Here is an 18,767-nt window from a genome sequence, read left to right as displayed (position 1 = left end):
GTTGCGCGTTCAACCTTGGGCTGCGTCGAGAGCTGCGATGGAAAAAGTACCGGTAAGCGTGGGTTTGCATGAAAAATATAGACTTGGTAGCAACATTGTATGATCGAAAAAGTTGCGATAGTGGTCTGTGTTGCTATTGCGACTCATTTAAATTCGCTATAATATTCTGTTAGGAAGTTTCCGTTGTCTGGGGCTCCATATGGTCGGATCGACCATGCATGGTCCGAACGATCACGAAGCGCCCTAGTGAGCGATAATTACCGGTAATTATTCATCGCAACATTGTTAATTTGTGAATTAATTAAGGAAAACAAATGAAAAAATCCCTGCTGATCGCCTCCCTGCTGGCCGTTGCCCTGGCTGCTTGCTCGAAAAAAGAAGAAGCGCCAGTTGCTCCAGCAACCGAAGCAACCGCTCCTGCTGCTGACGCTGCTGCTCCTGCCGCCGCTCCAGCTGCTGACGCAACCGCACCAGCCGCTGCTGACGCTGCTGCTGCTGACGCTGCCGCTGCTTCGGCTGCTGCTACCGACGCTGCTTCGGCCGCTTCGAACGCTGCTTCCGCTGCTTCGGAAGCCGCTTCGGCTGCTGCTGCTGCCAAGTAATTGGCATCGCGACTGCCGTCTTCGGACGGCATCCCGCACAACCGCCCTTCACGGGCGGTTTTGTTTTTTGCGGCCGCCCTTCATGGGCGGTTTTATTTTGGGCGTGGGAAAAAGCGTGTGCCCCGGCTTCAGTACGCGACGGTAAAGCGCGCCCGCGAATGCGCCGGCTGCTCCAGTTCGTCGATCATCGCCACCGCGAAGTCTTCCAGCGAAATGCGGCTGTTGCCTTCGGCATCGGCCAGCAAGGTGTCGGTGCCCAGGCGGAACGTGCCGGTGCGCGCACCCGGTTCGATGTGTGCCGCCGGGCTCAGCATCGTCCAGTCCAGTTCGCTTTCAGCGCGCAGCAGGCGCAGCGCGTCGCGTGCCCCTTCGGCCGTGGCCTTCCACTGCGCCGGGAACCCTGGCGTATCGAGCAATTGCATCCCGGGCGCCACGTCGAGGCTGCCTGCGCCGCCCACCACCAGCAGGCGCGGCACGCCGGCCGCCCTGGTGGCGGCTACGATCGACTCGATCCCGCGCAGGTAGTAACCGCGCACATCCTGCTGCGCATGGCCGCTGAATGCGCTGATGACGGCATCGGCACCCACAAGCAGCGCCGCCAGCGCATCGCGATCCTGCACATCGGCCTGTACCGCCTGCACGCCAGGCCGGGCCGGCACTTTTTCCGGGCGCGATACCAGGGCCTTCACATCGTGGCCGCGGCTGGACGCCTCGGCCAGCAGGGCCGATCCGATATAGCCGGTTGCACCGATCAATGCGATTTTCATGTTATTTCCTTGTCGAGACGTTGATGATGCAGCCATGATGCCGTCCTCCGTTGCTGCGATAAACGATCGAAGCCATAATTCATTCATCAGGAATTCTAAATAATCAAATGGCACTTCCCGGGCAGATCGATCTCAACGACCTGGTGGTCTTCACCGCGGTGGTCGACGCGGGCGGCTTTGCCAGGGCTGCCCTGCGGCTGGGCGTGGCACCGGCCAAGGTCAGCCTGGAAGTGGCGCGGCTGGAAGCGCGGCTGGGCACCACGCTGTTTACGCGCACGACACGCCGCGTGGTGGCCACCGAGGCCGGCCGGGCACTGCATGACGAGTGCGCTCCACTGCTGCTGCAGCTGCGCGCTGCCGTCGACGACGTGCATGCGACCGCGGCCGCGCTGACCGGCAACCTGCGCGTGACGGCGCCCACCGATTTCGGCGCCGACTACGTGGCGCCGGCACTGGCCCGTTTCGCCGCGCTGCACCCTGCCCTGGTAATCGAACTGCAGACGGGCGACCATATTGCCGACCTGGTGGGCGAAGGCATCGACGTGGCGATCCGGATGGGCTGGCTGCGCGATTCGTCGCTGCGGGCCGTGAAGCTGAGCGGCCTCGAACAATATGTGGTGGCTGCGCCCGGCTATCTCGCACGCGCGGCGGCGCCGCGCATGCCGGACGACCTGGCGGCGCTGGAATGGATCGCCCTGACGCGCCTGCCGGCGCCGCTGAAATGGACCTTTACAGGGCCGGATGGCGCAAACCGCACCGTGGCGCTGCGGTCGCGCATCCGCACCGATTCCGCCAGCGCGCTGCGCTCGCTGGTACTGGACGGCGCAGGGGTATCGATCCTGCACCGATACAGCGTGCAGGACGATCTCGCCGGCGGCGCGCTGGTGCGCCTGCTGCCGGACTGGACGCTGCCCTCGGGCGGCACGTTCGCCGTGTTCCCGCCGGGACGGCATGTGTCGCGCAAGGCCAGGACCTTCGTGGCGTTTTTCCAGGCGTGGCTGGCCGAACTGGACGGGGAATAAAAAAACCGGCCTAGCGGCCGGTTTTCACATGCATCGATCGATGCGGCTTACTTCAGTTCATCCTGCAGCAACGTCAGGATCTTTTCGCCGGTCGGCGACACGTCCGGCTCGCCCTTGTTGGTCTGCACGGTGACATGGCTGGCGTTGCCCGTCTCGGCGGCCTTGACGACGATGCGGTAGCGCTGCGCTTCCTTGTCGGCATCCGACGAGCCCCAGCTGAACAGGCGGCCGAAGAAGCCCTTCTTCTCGACCTGGTCGGCCACGTAGCGCACGTAGTAAATGCCCTGCACGCGGTCGCGGTCCTCGACGGTGAAGCCGGCGCGGTCCAGCGCCAGGCCCACGCGGCGCCACGAGCGGTCGAAGCCTTCGTCGGTCTCCACGTGGCGGGCGGCGCCTTCGCCCTTCAGGAAGGCATGCAGCGGCTGCACGATAGCGTTGTCGACGGCGGTGCGGGCGGCGGTCTGCTCGGTGCCGCCCAGCTTCGTCAGCAGGCGCGCCAGGAACACCGCTTCCAGGTTCGGGTCGGACGGCCGCGGCGTCCACGTCACGATCTCCTTCTCGGGGCCCTGGGCGATTTCCTCGGCTCCGCGGTGGCTGATGTAGATCTCGCTGGTGCCGTCGGCATTGCGTTCGACGCGGGTGCGGAACTTGTCGCGCTCGCCGGTCGAGTAAGCCGAATCGAACACCTTGCCGATGGTACGGCGGATGATGTCTTCCGGAATCTTCGCGCGGTTCTCGTTCCACTCGGTTTCCATCACGCCGGCCGTCGCGTTGTCGAGGGCCAGCGTGAAGCCGGATTCTTCCCAGAACGACTTCAGCTGCGGCCACAGCACATCCGGCGACACCTTGACGACCAGCCAGCGCTGGTTGCCGGCACGCTCGACGCGCACCTTGTCGTTGCCGGCGGTGGCCACCTCGTTGCCGCCGGCGGCGGCCGGCGCGACACCCGCGGCGGCACCGGCGCCGGCCATGCCGGCACGCTGCGCCGCATAACCGGAGGCGGTGGCGACACCGCTGCCGCTGTCCGGCAGCGCGTAACGGTTGTCTTTCTGCAGTTGCGTCAGGTCGGGCGGAACGTCCAGCGTGCTCGCCTTCTTGGCCGATTTGTAGTCCACCGTGGTCTTGCCGACCACGGATTCGAACATGCCGCAGCCGGTCAGGCTGAGCATCAGGACGCCGAGCACGAGGCCGTTTTGCGGGGAGAGGGAAGCTTTCTTGGTCATGTGGTAACTGGATTTAAAGCTGAAGAACCCGGCTGGGATGATATGGCAGCAATTGGTGCCAGCGATGCGGCGGCAATGCGGCGGCGGCACGGTGGCCGCCGCCTGCGAACTTATGCCAGCACGCCGGCCTCGACCAGCGCGCCACGCACGGCCGGGTGGAATTCGGCCGCGAGCGGCACGAGCGGCAGGCGCAGGCCGGCCGGCATCCGCCCCATTTCCGCCAGGGCCCATTTGACGGGAACCGGGTTGGGCTCGACGAACAGTTTCTGGTGGAGGGGGAAAATCTTGTTGTTGATGTCGATCGCGTGGCCGATGTCGCCGGCCATCGCGGCCCTGCACATGTCGGCCATCGCGCGCGGCGCCACGTTGGCGGTCACCGAGATATTGCCCTTGCCGCCGGCCAGCATCAGTGCCATCGCGGTCGGGTCGTCACCGGAGAACACGGCGAAATCGGCCGGCACCAGGCGCAGCAGGTCCAGGCCGCGGCCGATGTTGCCGGTGGCATCCTTGATGCCGATGATGTTGCCGATCGATGCCAGGCGCAGCACGGTCTCGTTGGACAGGTCCGCCACCGTGCGGCCGGGCACGTTGTACAGGATCACCGGCAGGTCGACCGCTTCGGCGATCGCCTTGAAGTGCTGGTACATGCCTTCCTGCGTGGGACGGTTGTAGTAAGGCACCACCTGCAGGGTCGCATCCGCGCCGGCTTCCTTCGCATAGCGGGTCAGCACGATGGCTTCGGCTGTCGAATTGCCGCCGCTGCCGGCGATCACGGGGATACGGCCGGCAACGCGGTCGACACAGGCTTTGATCAGCGCGCAATGTTCTTCCACGGTAACAGTGGCCGATTCCCCCGTCGTGCCGACGATGACGATACCGTCCGTACCCTCGGCGATGTGCCAGTCGACCAGGCGGTCGAGGCTGTCATAGTCCAGACTGCCATCCGCATGCATCGGGGTAACGATCGCAACAATGCTGCCCTTAATCATATATTCGAACCAATTGCTAAAAGGTTTAAAAACGTCGATTGTAGACGATAGCCTACGCCTTTGGGATATTTCGCGGTGGTATCAGCTCTCGGTACTGCCGAGCAGCGCGGCCTCGCGCGGGAACTCTGCCTTGACGGCGCAAAGCCGCTGCACCATGGCCCGGTTCTCTACCCGCCCACCCGGCTGGCCACCCGGTTGGCCACCGTGTTGCCCGCCTCCATTAACGATCCCATCCTCGAACGCGATGACACGCAAGCCCTGTTGCCGGGCCAGGTCCAGCAGTTCGCCGGCTTTCAGCAGGAAATCCGGATTCGACGGCTTGCCGAATGCCGCGTTGCCGTCGGCGAACGTTTCATAGATGAGCACGCCGTTCGGTGCCAGGCTGCCCACCATGTCCGCCAGCAGCGGCCGGTGCAGGTAATTGGTGACGACGATGCCGGCAAACCGGTTCGGCCCGAACGGCCATGGCGCACCGGCCGCTTCCAGGTCGATATCGCTGGTGACGATGCCGGGACCGGCCGTGGCCGCCAGCGCATCGGGACGGCGATCGACGGCGATCACCGCATGGCCCAGCGTGACGAGGTGACGCGAATGGCGGCCGTTGCCGCAGGCAAGATCGAGCACCTCGCCGCCGGGGATCAATGGTGCAAAACGTTGCACCCAGGGGGAAACCGTATCGTTCATCTGTTCCTTCAACATGACTTGATAAGGGTAAAACCAGGTTAAAACGGGGTAAAACCCAGGCGCTGCCCTACCCACGCGTACTTCAGGTGGGGCTGAGCCCCATGGCCTCGCGCACGTCGCGCATCGTTTCCTGCGCGAGCTTGCGGGCCGCTTCGTTGCCGTCCGCCACGATGGCGCGCAGCAGCGACGGATCGTCCAGGTAAGCCTGCGCGCGCTCGTGCATCGGCTCCTGCTCGGCCAGGATCGCGTCGATCACCGGCTGCTTGCATTCGATACAGCCGATGCCGGCCGAGCGGCAGCCCTTTTCCGCCCATTCGCGCGTGGCCGTGTCCGTATATACCACATGGAACTGCCAGACCGGGCAGCGCGCCGGTTCGCCCGGATCGGTGCGGCGCACGCGGGCCGGGTCGGTCGGCATCCTGCGGATTTTAGCCGTCACCGACGCCTTGTCCTCGCGCAGCGCGATCGCGTTGCCGTAACTCTTCGACATCTTGCGGCCATCGAGCCCGGGCAGCCGCGCGGTGGCCGTCAGCCGGGCCTGCGGCTCCACGAGGATCAGCTTGCGGCTGCCCTCCAGGTAGCCGAACAGCCGTTCCCGGTCGATCATCGGCAGGCTGGCAGCATCCTCCAGCATGGCGCGCGCCTGTTGCAGCGCGTCGCCGTCGCCTTCCTGCTGGTAAGCCGTGCGCAATTCGTTATAGAGCCGGGCGCGCTTGCTGCCCAGCCGCTTCACCGCGTCCTGCGCCTTCTGCTCGAAGCCGGCTTCCTTGCCATACAGGTGATTGAAGCGCCGGGCGATCTCGCGCGTCATTTCCACGTGCGGCACCTGGTCCTCGCCCACCGGCACTTCGCTGGCACGGTAGATCAGCACATCGGCCGCCTGCAGCAGCGGGTAGCCGAGGAAACCATAGGTGGCCAGGTCGCGGTTGGCCAGGTTGTCGATCCCGTCCCTGTAGGTGGGCACCCTCTCGAGCCAGCCAAGCGGCGTGGCCATCGACAGCAGCAGGTGCAGTTCGGCATGCTCGGGCACGCGCGACTGGATGAACATCGTGGCCTGGGTGGGATCGACGCCGGCGGCCAGCCAGTCGACCAGCATGTCCCAGGTGAATTTTTCGATAATGGCCGGGTCATCGTAATGCGTGGTCAGCGCATGCCAGTCGGCCACGAAGAACAGGCAGGGCCGCTCCGCCTGCAGCGCCAGCCAGCTCTTCAATGCACCGTGGTAATGACCGAGGTGCATGCTGCCTGTCGGGCGCATGCCCGAAACGACACGGTCCGGATACATGTCAACTGTTGAGCAGCAGTTGCAACGGCAGCACCAGCAGCCACAACAGCTTGATGAAGATGCCAACCATGGCAGACAGCAGCGGCGTCAGCAGGTTGAAGTACATCGCCACCAGCAGGCCGATGAAGATCCACGGCGTGTACTGTTCGATGCGGGCATAGCGGCGCGCCAGTCCGTTCGGCAGCAGCGCCGTCAGGATACGGCCGCCATCGAGCGGCGGGATCGGCAGCAGGTTGAACACGCACATGATCGCATTGACATTGATGCCGGCGATGGCCATCTTGACCAGGAACGGCTCGGCGATGCCCATGCCGCGCATCAGTACCAGCCATATTATCCACCCCAGGCCCATCGCCAGGTTCGCCATCGGGCCGGCGGCGGCCACGAAGCCCATCTGTTTCTTCGGGTTGCGCAGGCGGCTATAGTCGACCGGCACCGGCTTGGCGTAGCCGAACGGCATGTGGATCGTCAGGTACAGGACCAGCGGCAGGATGATGGTGCCGAACGGGTCGATGTGGCGCGTGGGGTTGACCGACAGGCGCCCCATCTGGTGCGCGGTGGGATCGCCGAAGTAGCGGGCCACGTAGCCATGGGCCGCCTCGTGCAGCGAAATCGCGAACAGGACGGGAATCGCATACACGGCGACGGTCTGGATGGCTTGACTGAATTCACTCATGGGCAAAATTTTACCAGACCGGCAAGACCGGCCTGGCGGGGCAAAGGAGGGGGAAAAGTAAAGATAGGAAAAGGCCTGCCGCTATCCGGCCGGTCCGCGATGCCGGACCGACTCTACAGGCCAATCTTTATGGCGGGCTTATGAGCCCCGCTCACAGTCCGACCACCGCGGGGTCGCCCCGGCCCAGGCGGATCAGTTCCGGTTCGCTGCCGGTCAGGTCGACCACGGTGGTCATTTCCATGCTGCAGGCGCCGCCATCGACGATCAGGTCGAGCTGCTTGCCGATGCGGGCATTGATCTCTTCCGGGTCGTTCAGCGGTTCCGTTTCGCCGGGCAGGATCAGCGTCGACGAAATCAGCGGCTGCCCCAGTTCGGCCATCAGCGCCTCGACGATCGGCGTTTCCGGCACGCGCAGGCCGATGGTCTTGCGGGACGGGTGCGACAGCCGGCGCGGTACTTCGCGCGTGGCTTCCAGGATGAACGTAAACGGCCCCGGCGTGGCGGCCTTCAGCAGCCGGAACTGCTTGTTGTCCACCCGCGCATACACGCCGATCTCGGACAGGTCGCGGCACAGCAGTGCCAGGTGGTGCTTTTCATCGACGCCCCGGATGCGGCGCAGGCGCTCGACGGCCGCCTTGTCGTCCAGGTGGCAGACCAGCGCGTAGCAGGAATCGGTGGGCACGGCGATGACACCGCCGCCGTGGAGGATCTGGGCCGCCTGCTTGATCAGGCGGCCTTGCGGGTTGACGGGGTGGATCTCGAAGTATTGGCTCATGCCTTGTTTGACCTTGGTTACCTGAGTGCCTGCAATGCCGCGATACGTTCCTCGAACGGCGGATGGGTGGAGAACAGCGCGGACCAGCCGCCGCCGCCGGAAATGCCGGAAGCGGCCATGTTCTGCGGCAGCGCGCCCGGCTCCATGCCGCCCAGGCGGGCCAGCGCATTCTGCATCGGCGCGGTGCTGCCCAGCAGGCGCGCCGAGCCGGCGTCGGCACGGAATTCGCGCTGGCGGGAGAACCAGGCCACGATGATCGATGCCAGCAGGCCGAAGATGATCTCGCAGACGAACACGGTGATCATGTAGCCGGGGCCGCGGCGCTCCTCGTTGCGCAGCAATACCTTGTCGACGAAGAAGCCGACGATGCGCGCGAAAAACACCACGAACGTGTTGACCACGCCCTGGATCAGCGTGAGCGTGACCATGTCGCCGTTGGCGATGTGCGCCACCTCGTGGCCCAGCACCGCTTCCACTTCCTCGCGGTTCATCGATTGCAGCAGGCCGGTGGAGACCGCCACCAGTGCGGAATTCTTGAACGCGCCGGTGGCGAAGGCGTTCGGTTCGCCGTCATACACCGCCACTTCGGGCATGCCGATGCCGGCGCGCTGCGCCAGGCCCTGAACGGTGGAAACCAGCCACTGCTCTGTGGAATTCTGCGGCGTGTCGATCACCCGCGCGCCGGTGGTCCATTTGGCCATCGGCTTGGAAATGAGCAGCGAAATGATCGAACCGGTGAAGCCGACCACCAGCGAAAACGCCAGCAGCCCGCCCATCTCCAGCTGCCCGCCGGCTCCGGGACGGCCGATGCCGAGCAGCGACAGCACGATGGACAACACCAACATCACGGCGAGGTTGGTGGCGATAAACAGGACTATGCGTTTCATGTATCAGTTCTCCGGACAAGATGATCCGCGGCTCAGATAAGGTTACAGGACAGGAATTACAAGAGTATTTCGAGGCGGCCGGCGCCGACGGGGGTATGTCGGCACGGCCGGCGCCGACGGGGTATTTCGGCGCAGTTGGCGCCGATGGCGTACTTCGGCGCGGCTGGCGCCGGGGGAACGGCTTCAGAACCAGTCGTGCCAGACCGGCGTCACGCTGGCGGGCAGCGGCGGCAGCGCGGCGAAGTCCACCCGCGCCTCGCCCGGCGCATGGAAATCGGTGCCGCGCGAAGCCAGGAAGCCATAGGCATTGGCCAGCTGCGCATAGACGGGGTACTGGTCCGGCGTGTGGCTGCCGGTCACCACTTCGATGGCGGTGCCGCCCAGTTCCTTGAACTGGTCGAACAGCACGCCCTGCTGCAGTTGCGAGAAGCGGTAGCGGCCCGGGTGGGCGATGACGGCAACGCCGCCGGCGCCGCTGATCCAGCCCACGGCCTCTTCGAGGCTGGCCCAGCGGTGGGGAACATAGCCCGGCTTGCCTTCGGACAGGTACTTGCGGAACACTTCCGGCGTGTTGGCGCAATAGCCCTGCTGCACCAGGTAGCGGGCGAAGTGGGTACGCGACATCAGCGCCGGGTTGTCGACGAATTCCAGCGCGCCTTCGTAGGCGCCCGGGATGCCGGCCTTGGCCAGCTGCTCGCCGATCTCGCGGCCGCGCGCATCGCGGCCTTCGCGCGTGGCGGCGAGGCCGCGCACCAGCGCCGCATCGTTCTCGTCGATGTTCAAACCCACGATGTGCACCGTTTCGCCGCTCCACGTGATCGAGATTTCCACGCCGGCCACGAATTTCATGCCCAGCCCTGCCGCGGCCGCGCGCGCGGCGGCAATGCCGCCCACTTCGTCGTGGTCGGTCAGTGCCCACGCGTCCACCCCGGCCTGGCGCGCATGGCGCGCCACGGCGGCCGGCGTCAGGACGCCGTCGGAAACGTTGGAATGGCAGTGCAGGTCGACTTTCAGCATGGGGCGGTTCGGTTCGGGTGATGAACTGTCATTGTACCGCCGCCGGCCGCTCCGCGTGCCGGCGGCTCACTTATGTGCGCCCATCATGTGCGCCAATTACGCGAAGCATCATGCGGGTCCCGGGCGGCGCTCAGGCAAGGAATTCCGCCAGCATCGCCGCCAGCAGCGCCGGCTGGTCGTGGTGCAGCATGTGACCGGCATCCGGAATCATCTTCGGCGTCACATCGGCAATGTTGGCCATCCGGCGGTCGACCTCGCGCCGCCCTTCTTCCGGACCGCCCAGCCACAGCCACATATTGGTGTCCGCCGCCTCCACCCACAGCACTGGCGCCGTAATCCGGCGCCAGCAGGCCATGATGTCCTCGGCATGGTACGGCAGCGGGCTGGCCTGCTTGTGCACCGGGTCGCCGAGGATTTCCCATTCGCCGGCCCCGTTTTGCGCGGACCAGTGCCGCACCAGGAATGCGGCGCGCTCGTCGGTCAGGCGCGGATTGGTCTTCTGCAGGCGGGCCGCCACCGCTTCCTGCGTGGGGTAAGCCTTCATCACGGGCGGATCGAGCAGTTCGTCGAGCCACTTCGCATAGCGCTTCGGCGCATCTTCCGGCGTGGCGCCCGTCAGTCCGAAGCCTTCCAGGTTGACGAAGCGGCGAATCCGTTCCGGCCGCACGCCGGCGTAGATGCCGGCGATATTGCCGCCCATGCTATGGCCGACCAGGTTTACCTGCCCTTCCGGCTGGTAGTGCCGCAGCAGCGCATCCAGGTCGGCGAGATAGTCGGGGAACCAGTAGGTGTCGGTGCCGGCGCGCTCCGTGAGGCCGAAACCGCGCCAGTCCGGCGCGATCACGTGCCAGTCGCCCCGCAGGTGGTCGACCACGAACTGGAACGAGGCGCCCACATCCATCCAGCCGTGCAGCATGAAGATCTTCGGGGCGCCTTCGCGGCCCCAGTGGCGTACATGGGTGCGCAGGCCCCGCACGGTGAGGAAGTCGGAACGGGATGGTGTCATGGGTCGGTCTAAATGAGCTGGTCTTGAAATAAGAAACGGCGTCGCAATATGCGGAGCTTCCTTTTGGGAAAGTGCGCATGGGAAAGTATGCATCCAGGCGCCATACTTTAGCACGATCGTTCTAATTAGGCCCGCGAGCCTGCATGAGGCGAATGCCGGGGCGCAAGGGCGTAAAATGTCGCCAATATTTTCCCCGGACAAGGCCCCCATGACGATTTACCAGCTGGGCACCGATGCGCCCGAAATCGACGCCACCGCTTTCGTGGCCGACAGTGCCACGCTAATCGGCAAGGTGACGCTGCAGCCGAACAGCTCGGTGTGGTTCGGCGCCACGCTGCGCGGCGACAACGAGCGCATCACGATTGGTGAAAACAGCAATGTGCAGGAAGGCACGGTGATGCACACCGACCCGGGCTACCCGCTGACAATCGGACGCGACGTGACAATCGGCCACCAGGCCATGCTGCATGGCTGCACGATCGGCGACGGTGCGCTGGTCGGCATCCAGGCGGTGATCCTGAATGGCGCGAAGATCGGCAAGGGCTGCCTGGTGGGTGCGGGGGCGCTGGTTACCGAGGGCAAGGAATTTCCGGACAATGTCCTGATCATCGGTTCGCCGGCCAAGGCCGTGCGCGAGCTGACGGCGGACGACGTGGCGCGGCTGAAAGGCAGTGCCGACAGCTATGTGCAGCGCGCGCAGCTGTTCAAGACAAATTTGAAAAAGATTGGATAACGCATGACCCAGGATACGCTGCAAAAATTCATTTTCGACAACGCCGCCGTGCGGGGCGAGCTGGTCGACATCTCGGCCACATGGCGCGAGATCCAGGCCCGCCACGGTTACCCGCTGGCCGTCAAGCGGCTGCTGGGTCAGATGGTATCGGCCGCCGCGCTGCTGTCGGCCAACCTGAAGTTCAACGGTTCGATCGTGATGCAGATCCACGGCGACGGCCCGGTGCGCCTGCTGGTCGTCGAATGCGATTCGGAACTGCGCCTGCGCGCCACTGCGAAACTGGTCGACGACACGCCGATCGCCGACGATGCGGGCCTGACGGCGCTGCTGAACCAGACCGGCCGCGGCCGTTTCGTGATCACGCTCGACCCGGCCGAGAAGATGCCGGGCCAGCAGCCTTACCAGGGCGTCGTGCCGCTGGACGGCGACGACGTGGCCACCGTCATCGAACATTACATGCTGCGCTCCGAACAGCTCGATACGCAGCTGTGGCTGGCCGCCAATGACGAGGTGGCCCGCGGGCTGCTGCTGCAAAAGCTGCCGCTGCACGGCGGCAAGGCCGAAGCGAATCCCGTCAGCCCGGAAGAAGCATTGGAGACGTGGAACCGCGCCGTGATGCTGGGCCGCACGCTGAAGGAAGAGGAACTGCTGTCCACCGAAATCGACGTGCTGCAAAAGCGCCTGTTCTGGGAAGAGACGATCCGCGTGTTCGACCCGGTGCACCCGTCGTTCCATTGCAGCTGCACCCGCGACAAGGTCGGCAACATGCTCAAGATGCTGGGCCAGGCCGAAGTCGAGGAAGCACTGGCCGACCAGGGCAAGCTGGGCATCAACTGCGACTTCTGCGGCAAGCACTATGAATACGACGCTGTCGACTGCGCCCAGCTGTTCGCCAGCGACGCCCCCGCCGAAGCGCTGATCCACCCGCCGGAAGTCAAGCAGTAAGCCCCCTCCCCAAGCCCGCCTTCCGCGGGCTTTTTGTTGAGCGAATGTTTCCTGAAACCAGGGTCTGACCCCGAATTTGAGAAACATTTCCTGAAACCGGGGTCTGACCCCGAACTCAGGCAACATTGTTTCACGGCCGTCATCACGCCGTCACATCGCCCCGCTACGCTCCGCGTCGTTGTATTTCCTACCAACTTGACGACGGGTTAACGATGAAGAAGCAGATCAAGGCCGCCATGGTGGCGAGCCTGGCGCTGGCACCGCTGGCGATGGCACAACAGGTGGCGACGGCGGTGGCGGCGATGGAAAGCGGCGCGGTGGCGAGCGCGGCGGATGCGGGCAGCGAGGCGGCGGCGGTGGCGGCCGGCCCGATGGCGACGGTGGAAGTGGCCACGCGCCGCACGCGATCGTCGGTGGCGCTGAAGCAGGATGAGATCCAGAAGATCCTGCCAGGCACCAACCCGCTGAAGGCGCTGCAGACGCTGCCGGGCGTCAGCTTCCAGACCGCCGACCCGTGGGGCAACAACGAGCAGAACCTGTCGCTGTTCGTGCACGGCTTCTCCGGCCAGCAGCTGGGCTACACGATGGATGGCGTGCCGCTGGGCGACCAGCAGTACGGCAACTACAACGGCCTGTCGCCGCAGCGCGCCGTGATCTCGGAAAACGTGCGCGGCGTCGTGCTGTCGTCCGGCGCCGGCGACCTGGCCACCGCGTCCACCAGCAACCTGGGCGGCACCATTGAAACGTTCTCGTCGGACCCGCTGGCCGAGCGTAATTTCGCCGTGCAGCAGACCCTGGGCAGCCACGACACGTCGCGCACCTTCCTGCGCTACGATTCGGGAAAAATGGGCGATGCCAGCGTCTATGTCTCCGCGATGCACCACGAAGCGCGCGCCTGGGACTTCCACGGCCGCCAGGGCGGCGACCAGGTCAACGCCAAGTTCGTCAACGACAACGCCACCGGCCGCCTGACCGTTTTCTTCAACTACAGCGACAAGATCGAGCCGAACGAGGACAGCACCGTGCGCTCGGCCACGGAGAAATGGCAGCCGTACACCCGCCCGTTCCTGTATCCGGATTTCCAGGCCGCGCTGAACTACCTGTCGCCCGCCGGCGCCACGCCGGCCGCCGACGGCAACAACTACCGCAACTACTACAGCGACGCGCAGCGCGAGGACTATCTCGGCTACGTGAAGTACGACTGGAACATCTCGGACAACACCACCTGGTCGAACCAGGTCTACTACCATTACGACGACGGCGTGGGCGTCGTCGCCGGCCCGATCGGCGTGGCCGGCCTGCCCGCGCTGTTCGCCGTCTACTACCCGAACCAGAACCTGAAACAAGTGTTCGGCAATTCCGGCTACGCCACGCGCACCACCGAGTACCAGATCAACCGCACCGGCTGGCTGTCCACCTTGCGCAGCGAGATCGGCGATCACACCATCCAGGGCGGCCTGTGGTTCGAGAAGAACGAATCGCAAGCCTACCGCCGCTGGTATGCGCTGGACGTGAACAATCCCAGCTCGCCCTACGACCGCCCGGAAAATCCGCTGATCACCCAGTACGGCAGCGAGATCGACAACAAGGTGGTGCAGCTGCATCTGCAGGACGAATGGCGCGTCCGTCCCGACCTGGTACTGCAGGGCGGCTTCAAATCCAGCCTGCAGTTCGCGCGCGGCATGATGCCGGTGCAGCCGAAACGGGGTGCCATCGCCGGCGGCTCCACCGCGCTGCCGGAAGGCGATATCGATACGAAGAAATGGTTCCTGCCGCAGCTGGGCGCGCGCTGGGACATCACGGCGAACGACCAGGCCTTCGTCAACGTGCAGAAGAACATGCGCCAGTTCGTCACCTACGGCGGCGGCGGCGCGTCGCCGTGGAGCCTGGCGAGCCAGTCCGCGTTCGACCTGTTCAAGGCCACCGCGAAGCCGGAAACGTCGGTCACGTTCGAAGCGGGCCTGCGCACCAGCCGCTCGCTGAACGCCGGCCCCCTGACCGGCTTCGACGGCCAGGTCAACCTCTACCACGTTAACTTCAAGGACCGCCTGCTGACGATCAGCCCTACCCCGGTGATCTCGTCGATCATCGGCGGCAACCCGGTGCTGGCCAACGTTGGCAACGTGAAGACCGACGGCATCGACATGTCCGGCACGTTCCATTTCGGCCGCACGTTCTCGTTCTACGACGCCATCTCGTACAACCGCTCGAAATACGACGACAACTACCTGAACGGCTCCGCCACCGTGCCGACGGCCGGTAAGAAAATCCCCGGCAGCCCGGAATGGATGAACAAGTTCGTGGCCTCCCTGACCCTGGCCGGCACCGAGTTCCAGCTGACCGGCGACTACGTGGGCAAGCGCCAGGCAACCTATACCAACGACCTGGCGGTCAGCAGCTACTTCCTGATGGGTCTCGGCGTCTCGGGCAAGCTGCCGTTCCTCGACGGCGGCTGGGTGAAGAATGCGCGCTACCGCGTCAACGTGACCAACCTGGCCGACCGCCAGGGCGATCTGAACGTGGTCGTCGGCGCCGCCGACAAAACGTACAATACCTTCCCGATCGCGCCCCGCCAGGCCTTCCTCACCGTGATGGCGGATTTCAAATGAAGGTGGACATGACCAGCAAGCGTTTCCTGTCGCGCCGCGGCTTCATCGCCGCCGGCGCCGCCACCGCCGGCGCGGCATTGGCCGGTTCATTGCTGCCGCACGCGCACGCCGCCGGCACCGCCGTCAAACCGCTGGTATTCGCGCACCGCGGCGCCTCGGCGCTGCGGCCCGAACACACGCTGGCGGCCTACGCCAAGGCGATCGCGGACGGTGCCGATTTCGTCGAGCCGGATCTGGTATCGACAAAGGACGGCGTGCTGGTCGCGCGCCACGAAGCCTTCCTTTCCGAGACCACCGACGTGACGCGACGCCCGGAATTCGCCGGCCGCCGCGTGCGCAGGACGATCGACGGCGAAACCCACGAAGGCTGGTTCGTCGACGACTTCACGCTGGCCGAACTGAAGACGCTGCGCGCGATCGAACGCATCCCGCAGTCGCGTCCCGGCAGCGCGAAGTACGACGGCATGTTCCAGGTACTGACCTTCGAGGAAGTGATCGATTTCGTCGCCGCGCAATCGGCCACGATCGGCCGCGTGATCGGCCTGGTGCCGGAGCTGAAGCATTCCACCTACTTCGCCCGCGCCGGCCTGCCGCTGGAAGAGCGCTTCATCGCCACGCTGGCCGCGCACGAATACACACGCCGCGCACCGGTCGAGATCCAGTCGTTCGAAGTGGCCAACCTGCGCATGCTGCGCGAGAAGCTGGGCAAGCGCAGCAACCTGCGGCTGATGCAGCTGGTCGGCGTGGGCCCGGTGAAGCCCGCCGACGTGGCAGCCGACGGCGGCGCCCTCACCTATGCGGAGATGGCCACGCCGGCCGGCCTGCGCACCATCGCCCAGTATGCCGACGTGTTCTCGCCGCCCACGCGCGCCCTGATCCCGTTGAAGAAGAACGGCATGCTCGATGCACCCACGTCGATCGCGGCCGATGCGCGCGCGGCCGGCCTGCGGCTGGAAACCTGGACCTTCCGCCCCGAGAACCGCTTCATCGCCGCCGACTTCCGCGACGGCGGCGGCGAGCACGCGCGCAACGAGGCGGGCTCGATCGCCGAGATGCGGCGCTACCTGGAACTGGGGCTGGACGGGTTCTTCACCGATGACCCCGGACTGGGCGTGAAAGCCGTCGCCGGCCTGTAACGCTCTGCCGTTGCAGCGGCGGCGCACCGTTCCTGCGTGCGCCGCCGTTTACGTTACAGTCCTGCTTTGTCCAACGGGAGTAAAGCATGACCAACAAGGCACTCATCATCGGCGGCAGCGGCGTCGTCGGCAGCGCGCTGGCCGAGCGGCTGCTGGCCCAGGGCTGGGAAGTGCACGGCGTATCGCGCGGCCGTACACCGGGCGTGCCGGGCGTACGGCAGATCAGCGCCGACCTCACGTCGCCCGACGTGGCGCAGGCACTGGCCGGCGTGGACCCCAGCCATGTCTTCATTACCGCATGGTCGCGGCAGGCCAGCGAAGAGGAAAACATCCGCGTCAACGGCGCGATGGTCAAGAACGTGCTCGACGCCGTCGGCCCGGCCGGTTCGGTGCGCCACGTGGCGCTCGTGACGGGCCTGAAGCACTATCTCGGCCCGTTCGACGCCTATGGCAAGGGCGCGGTGCCGGTCACGCCGTTCCGCGAGGAACAGGGCCGCCAGGATGTGCCGAATTTCTACTATGAACAGGAAGACCGCCTGTTCGACGCCGCGAAGGAGTTCGGCTTTACCTGGAGCGTGCACCGGCCGCACACGATCGTCGGCTTCGCGGTCGGCAACGCGATGAACATGGGCCAGACGCTCGCCGTGTATGCCACGCTGTGCAAGCATACCGGCCAGCCTTTCGTGTTCCCCGGCAGCCGGCAGCAATGGTCGGGCCTGGTGGACGTGACGGATGCACGCCTGCTGGCGCGGCACCTGGAATGGGCATCGACCAATGCCGCGGGCGAGAACGAAGACTTCAACGTCGTCAACGGCGACGTGTTCCGCTGGCAGTGGCTGTGGCCGAAACTGGCCGATTACTTCGGCATCGAGGCCGCGCCGCTACCGGATGAGATCAGCCCGCTGGAAGCACGGATGAACGACGCGCCGGCGTTGTGGCGCGAGATCGCCGGACAGCACGGGCTTGCCGAAGCGGACGTGACGCGCCTGGCCTCCTGGTGGCATACCGACGCCGACCTGGGCCGGCCCATGGAAGTCATCACCGACATGACGAAGAGCCGCCAGGCCGGATTCCTCGACTACCAGGGCACGCCGGAGGCGTTCTTCGATCTGTTCGAGCGGTTGAAGCGGGAGAAGCTGATTCCCCGGTAGCCTGCGGATCGCTGCGGTCGAGGCAACCCGACTTCAGCGGCCGGGGCCATTGCGGACGAAAACCGGTGTCCGACACCAGCGTTCATCCGCTGCGGGCCTTGGTCGTCAACCCTTCGGCAACGCGGCCGCCAGGTCCAGCCACGGCTGCGGCTGCGGCTTGCCCCGCTCGCGCACGCCGAAGAACGTGACCACCAGCTCGCCCTTGTCGTCGTAGAACTCCACCGATGTCACGCCGGCGCGCTGCAGCACATAGCCTGCCCTGAATGCCTTGTCGCGCAGGTGCAGGTTGAAGTCGGGGTCCAGCACGTTGAAGTAGCCGGCCGTTTCCTGCACCTTGCCGATCTTGCCGCTGTAGATCTGCGTGACGCCGCCGTTGCCGACGAACGCCATGATCGGCACCTGTTTCGCGGCAGCCTGTTCCAGCAGCTGGCGCACGGCCTGCGGCGTTACCTTCTGCACGGCGCCGGCCGGGGCGAGGCGCAGGGCCTGTTCGCGCGACAGCTTGAACTCGGAAACGATGCGGTTGAACTGGTGCACGTCCGACATCTCTTTCCAGGCCTGCTGGAATTCCTTGACGTCCACCGAAGCGTCCGGCGTGTCGGCCGCTTTCAGAGGGGCCGCCGCGATGGCCAGCTTGCCGTCCTGCTGCGGATGGCGGAAGTCGGCCACCAGCTTGTCGAACACGGCGATCTTGCTGTCGTCCTTCAGGTAGACCTTGTGCACGGCATTGCCGTTCTCGTCGAAGAACTGCAGGCTGCGCGACACGGCGCCGTCCCTGCCCGGCTGGACCACGGCGAACGCATGCTTCCATTTCGCGAAGTGGAAGCGCAGGTCGATCGGGCCGCCCAGGTAGCCGCCGGCGATGTTCAGTTCGCGCGCTTCCTTTTCCGCATCCCTGGCGCCTTCATCCCCTTGCTTGGCAATGCGCGTGGCGACGCCCGCGACTTCGATGACGCCGTTCTCGTTGCGCGTCAGCCCCATCACCTTGCCCAGGTCCAGCGCGCGGCGCATGATTTCGCGCGGCGCGTTGCTGGTGTCGGCCAGGCGCGTGACGGTATTGCCGATGCCGGTCGCCAGCAGTTCGGCCTCGGAGACGTTCAGTTGTTTCGCGGCGTCGCGGATGCCGAGCTTGGGCTGCTCGGTGCGCAGCGCGTTCCAGCGTTCGGCCAGCGTGGCGGCGTGGGCGTGGCCCGCGCCCGTGGCAAGAACGAGAGCGCCGGACAGGGCCAGCAGGCGAAGGTAACGACGGTGGGTTTTCAT

18 protein-coding genes are annotated in these 18,767 nt (G+C 65.5%); 7 read left to right on the top strand and 11 right to left on the bottom strand.

All coding sequences use genetic code 11. The features are described from left to right. Window positions 1-314 precede the first annotated feature (314 nt). On the top strand, window positions 315-602 hold the full coding sequence (locus tag GJV26_RS30775; protein ID WP_229419371.1) for a hypothetical protein: 288 nt from the start codon (window positions 315-317) through the stop codon (window positions 600-602). A gap of 128 nt (window positions 603-730) precedes the next feature. Here GJV26_RS30775 and GJV26_RS20545 read toward each other — a convergent pair whose 3' ends face one another. Beyond that, window positions 731-1,369: an NAD(P)-dependent oxidoreductase gene (locus GJV26_RS20545; protein ID WP_155710599.1), complete on the bottom strand. Its 639-nt coding sequence runs from the start codon at window positions 1,367-1,369 to the stop codon at window positions 731-733. A 107-nt stretch (window positions 1,370-1,476) separates the two neighbouring features. Between GJV26_RS20545 and GJV26_RS20540 the strand changes: the two genes are divergently transcribed. Next, window positions 1,477-2,391: a LysR family transcriptional regulator gene (locus GJV26_RS20540; protein ID WP_155710598.1), complete on the top strand. Its 915-nt coding sequence runs from the start codon at window positions 1,477-1,479 to the stop codon at window positions 2,389-2,391. A gap of 47 nt (window positions 2,392-2,438) precedes the next feature. Here the strand turns inward: GJV26_RS20540 and bamC are convergent, their stop codons facing one another. The 9 genes from bamC to GJV26_RS20495 form a co-directional block, all read right to left on the bottom strand. Further along, window positions 2,439-3,614, bottom strand: coding sequence for an NlpB/DapX family lipoprotein (gene bamC, locus GJV26_RS20535; RefSeq protein ID WP_229419370.1), 1,176 nt, complete (start codon window positions 3,612-3,614; stop codon window positions 2,439-2,441). A 110-nt stretch (window positions 3,615-3,724) separates the two neighbouring features. Continuing rightward, window positions 3,725-4,603, bottom strand: coding sequence for a 4-hydroxy-tetrahydrodipicolinate synthase (gene dapA, locus GJV26_RS20530; RefSeq protein ID WP_155710597.1), 879 nt, complete (start codon window positions 4,601-4,603; stop codon window positions 3,725-3,727). An 81-nt stretch (window positions 4,604-4,684) separates the two neighbouring features. After that, complete coding sequence (locus GJV26_RS20525; RefSeq protein ID WP_155710596.1) at window positions 4,685-5,287, bottom strand: class I SAM-dependent methyltransferase; 603 nt, start codon at window positions 5,285-5,287, stop codon at window positions 4,685-4,687. 82 nt (window positions 5,288-5,369) lie between these two features. Beyond that, window positions 5,370-6,572, bottom strand: coding sequence for a tryptophan--tRNA ligase (locus GJV26_RS20520; RefSeq protein WP_155710595.1), 1,203 nt, complete (start codon window positions 6,570-6,572; stop codon window positions 5,370-5,372). Between the two features lies 1 nt (window position 6,573). Continuing rightward, window positions 6,574-7,248, bottom strand: coding sequence for a site-2 protease family protein (locus GJV26_RS20515; RefSeq protein WP_155710594.1), 675 nt, complete (start codon window positions 7,246-7,248; stop codon window positions 6,574-6,576). Window positions 7,249-7,399: 151 nt separating this feature from the next. After that, the gene (locus GJV26_RS20510; protein WP_155710593.1) at window positions 7,400-8,023 is read right to left on the bottom strand and encodes an L-threonylcarbamoyladenylate synthase; all 624 of its coding nucleotides are present in this window, start codon (window positions 8,021-8,023) and stop codon (window positions 7,400-7,402) included. Between the two features lie 17 nt (window positions 8,024-8,040). Further along, a complete protein-coding gene (gene htpX / locus GJV26_RS20505; protein ID WP_155710592.1) occupies window positions 8,041-8,910 on the bottom strand; it encodes a protease HtpX in 870 nt (289 codons plus the stop codon). 183 nt (window positions 8,911-9,093) lie between these two features. After that, complete coding sequence (locus tag GJV26_RS20500) at window positions 9,094-9,927, bottom strand: 3',5'-nucleoside bisphosphate phosphatase (protein ID WP_155710591.1); 834 nt, start codon at window positions 9,925-9,927, stop codon at window positions 9,094-9,096. 130 nt (window positions 9,928-10,057) lie between these two features. Beyond that, window positions 10,058-10,933, bottom strand: a complete 876-nt coding sequence (locus tag GJV26_RS20495; RefSeq protein WP_155710590.1) for an alpha/beta fold hydrolase — start codon at window positions 10,931-10,933, stop codon at window positions 10,058-10,060. A 208-nt stretch (window positions 10,934-11,141) separates the two neighbouring features. Here GJV26_RS20495 and GJV26_RS20490 point away from each other — a divergent pair, with 208 nt between their 5' ends. The 5 genes from GJV26_RS20490 to GJV26_RS20470 all read left to right on the top strand — a co-directional run bounded on the left by GJV26_RS20490 (window position 11,142) and on the right by GJV26_RS20470 (window position 17,507). Beyond that, window positions 11,142-11,666 (top strand): gamma carbonic anhydrase family protein, encoded by a 525-nt coding sequence (locus GJV26_RS20490; protein ID WP_155710589.1) that lies wholly within the window; start codon window positions 11,142-11,144, stop codon window positions 11,664-11,666. Between the two features lie 3 nt (window positions 11,667-11,669). Beyond that, window positions 11,670-12,611, top strand: a complete 942-nt coding sequence (gene hslO / locus GJV26_RS20485; RefSeq protein ID WP_155710588.1) for an Hsp33 family molecular chaperone HslO — start codon at window positions 11,670-11,672, stop codon at window positions 12,609-12,611. Window positions 12,612-12,823: 212 nt separating this feature from the next. Beyond that, window positions 12,824-15,220 (top strand): TonB-dependent receptor, encoded by a 2,397-nt coding sequence (locus tag GJV26_RS20480; RefSeq protein WP_155710587.1) that lies wholly within the window; start codon window positions 12,824-12,826, stop codon window positions 15,218-15,220. An 8-nt stretch (window positions 15,221-15,228) separates the two neighbouring features. Further along, the gene (locus tag GJV26_RS20475; protein WP_155710586.1) at window positions 15,229-16,356 is read left to right on the top strand and encodes a glycerophosphodiester phosphodiesterase; all 1,128 of its coding nucleotides are present in this window, start codon (window positions 15,229-15,231) and stop codon (window positions 16,354-16,356) included. An 86-nt stretch (window positions 16,357-16,442) separates the two neighbouring features. After that, window positions 16,443-17,507, top strand: coding sequence for an SDR family oxidoreductase (locus tag GJV26_RS20470; protein WP_155710585.1), 1,065 nt, complete (start codon window positions 16,443-16,445; stop codon window positions 17,505-17,507). A gap of 105 nt (window positions 17,508-17,612) precedes the next feature. On the opposite strand, the gene GJV26_RS20465 is transcribed toward GJV26_RS20470, so the two are convergent. Further along, window positions 17,613-18,767 (bottom strand): hemin-degrading factor, encoded by a 1,155-nt coding sequence (locus tag GJV26_RS20465; RefSeq protein ID WP_155710584.1) that lies wholly within the window; start codon window positions 18,765-18,767, stop codon window positions 17,613-17,615.

Source organism: Pseudoduganella dura (assembly GCF_009727155.1).
GTDB classification, from domain to species: Bacteria; Pseudomonadota; Gammaproteobacteria; order Burkholderiales; family Burkholderiaceae_D; genus Rugamonas; species Rugamonas dura.
Note: the sequence above shows the minus strand (reverse complement) of the source record. Positions and strands in the feature narration are given on the sequence as shown.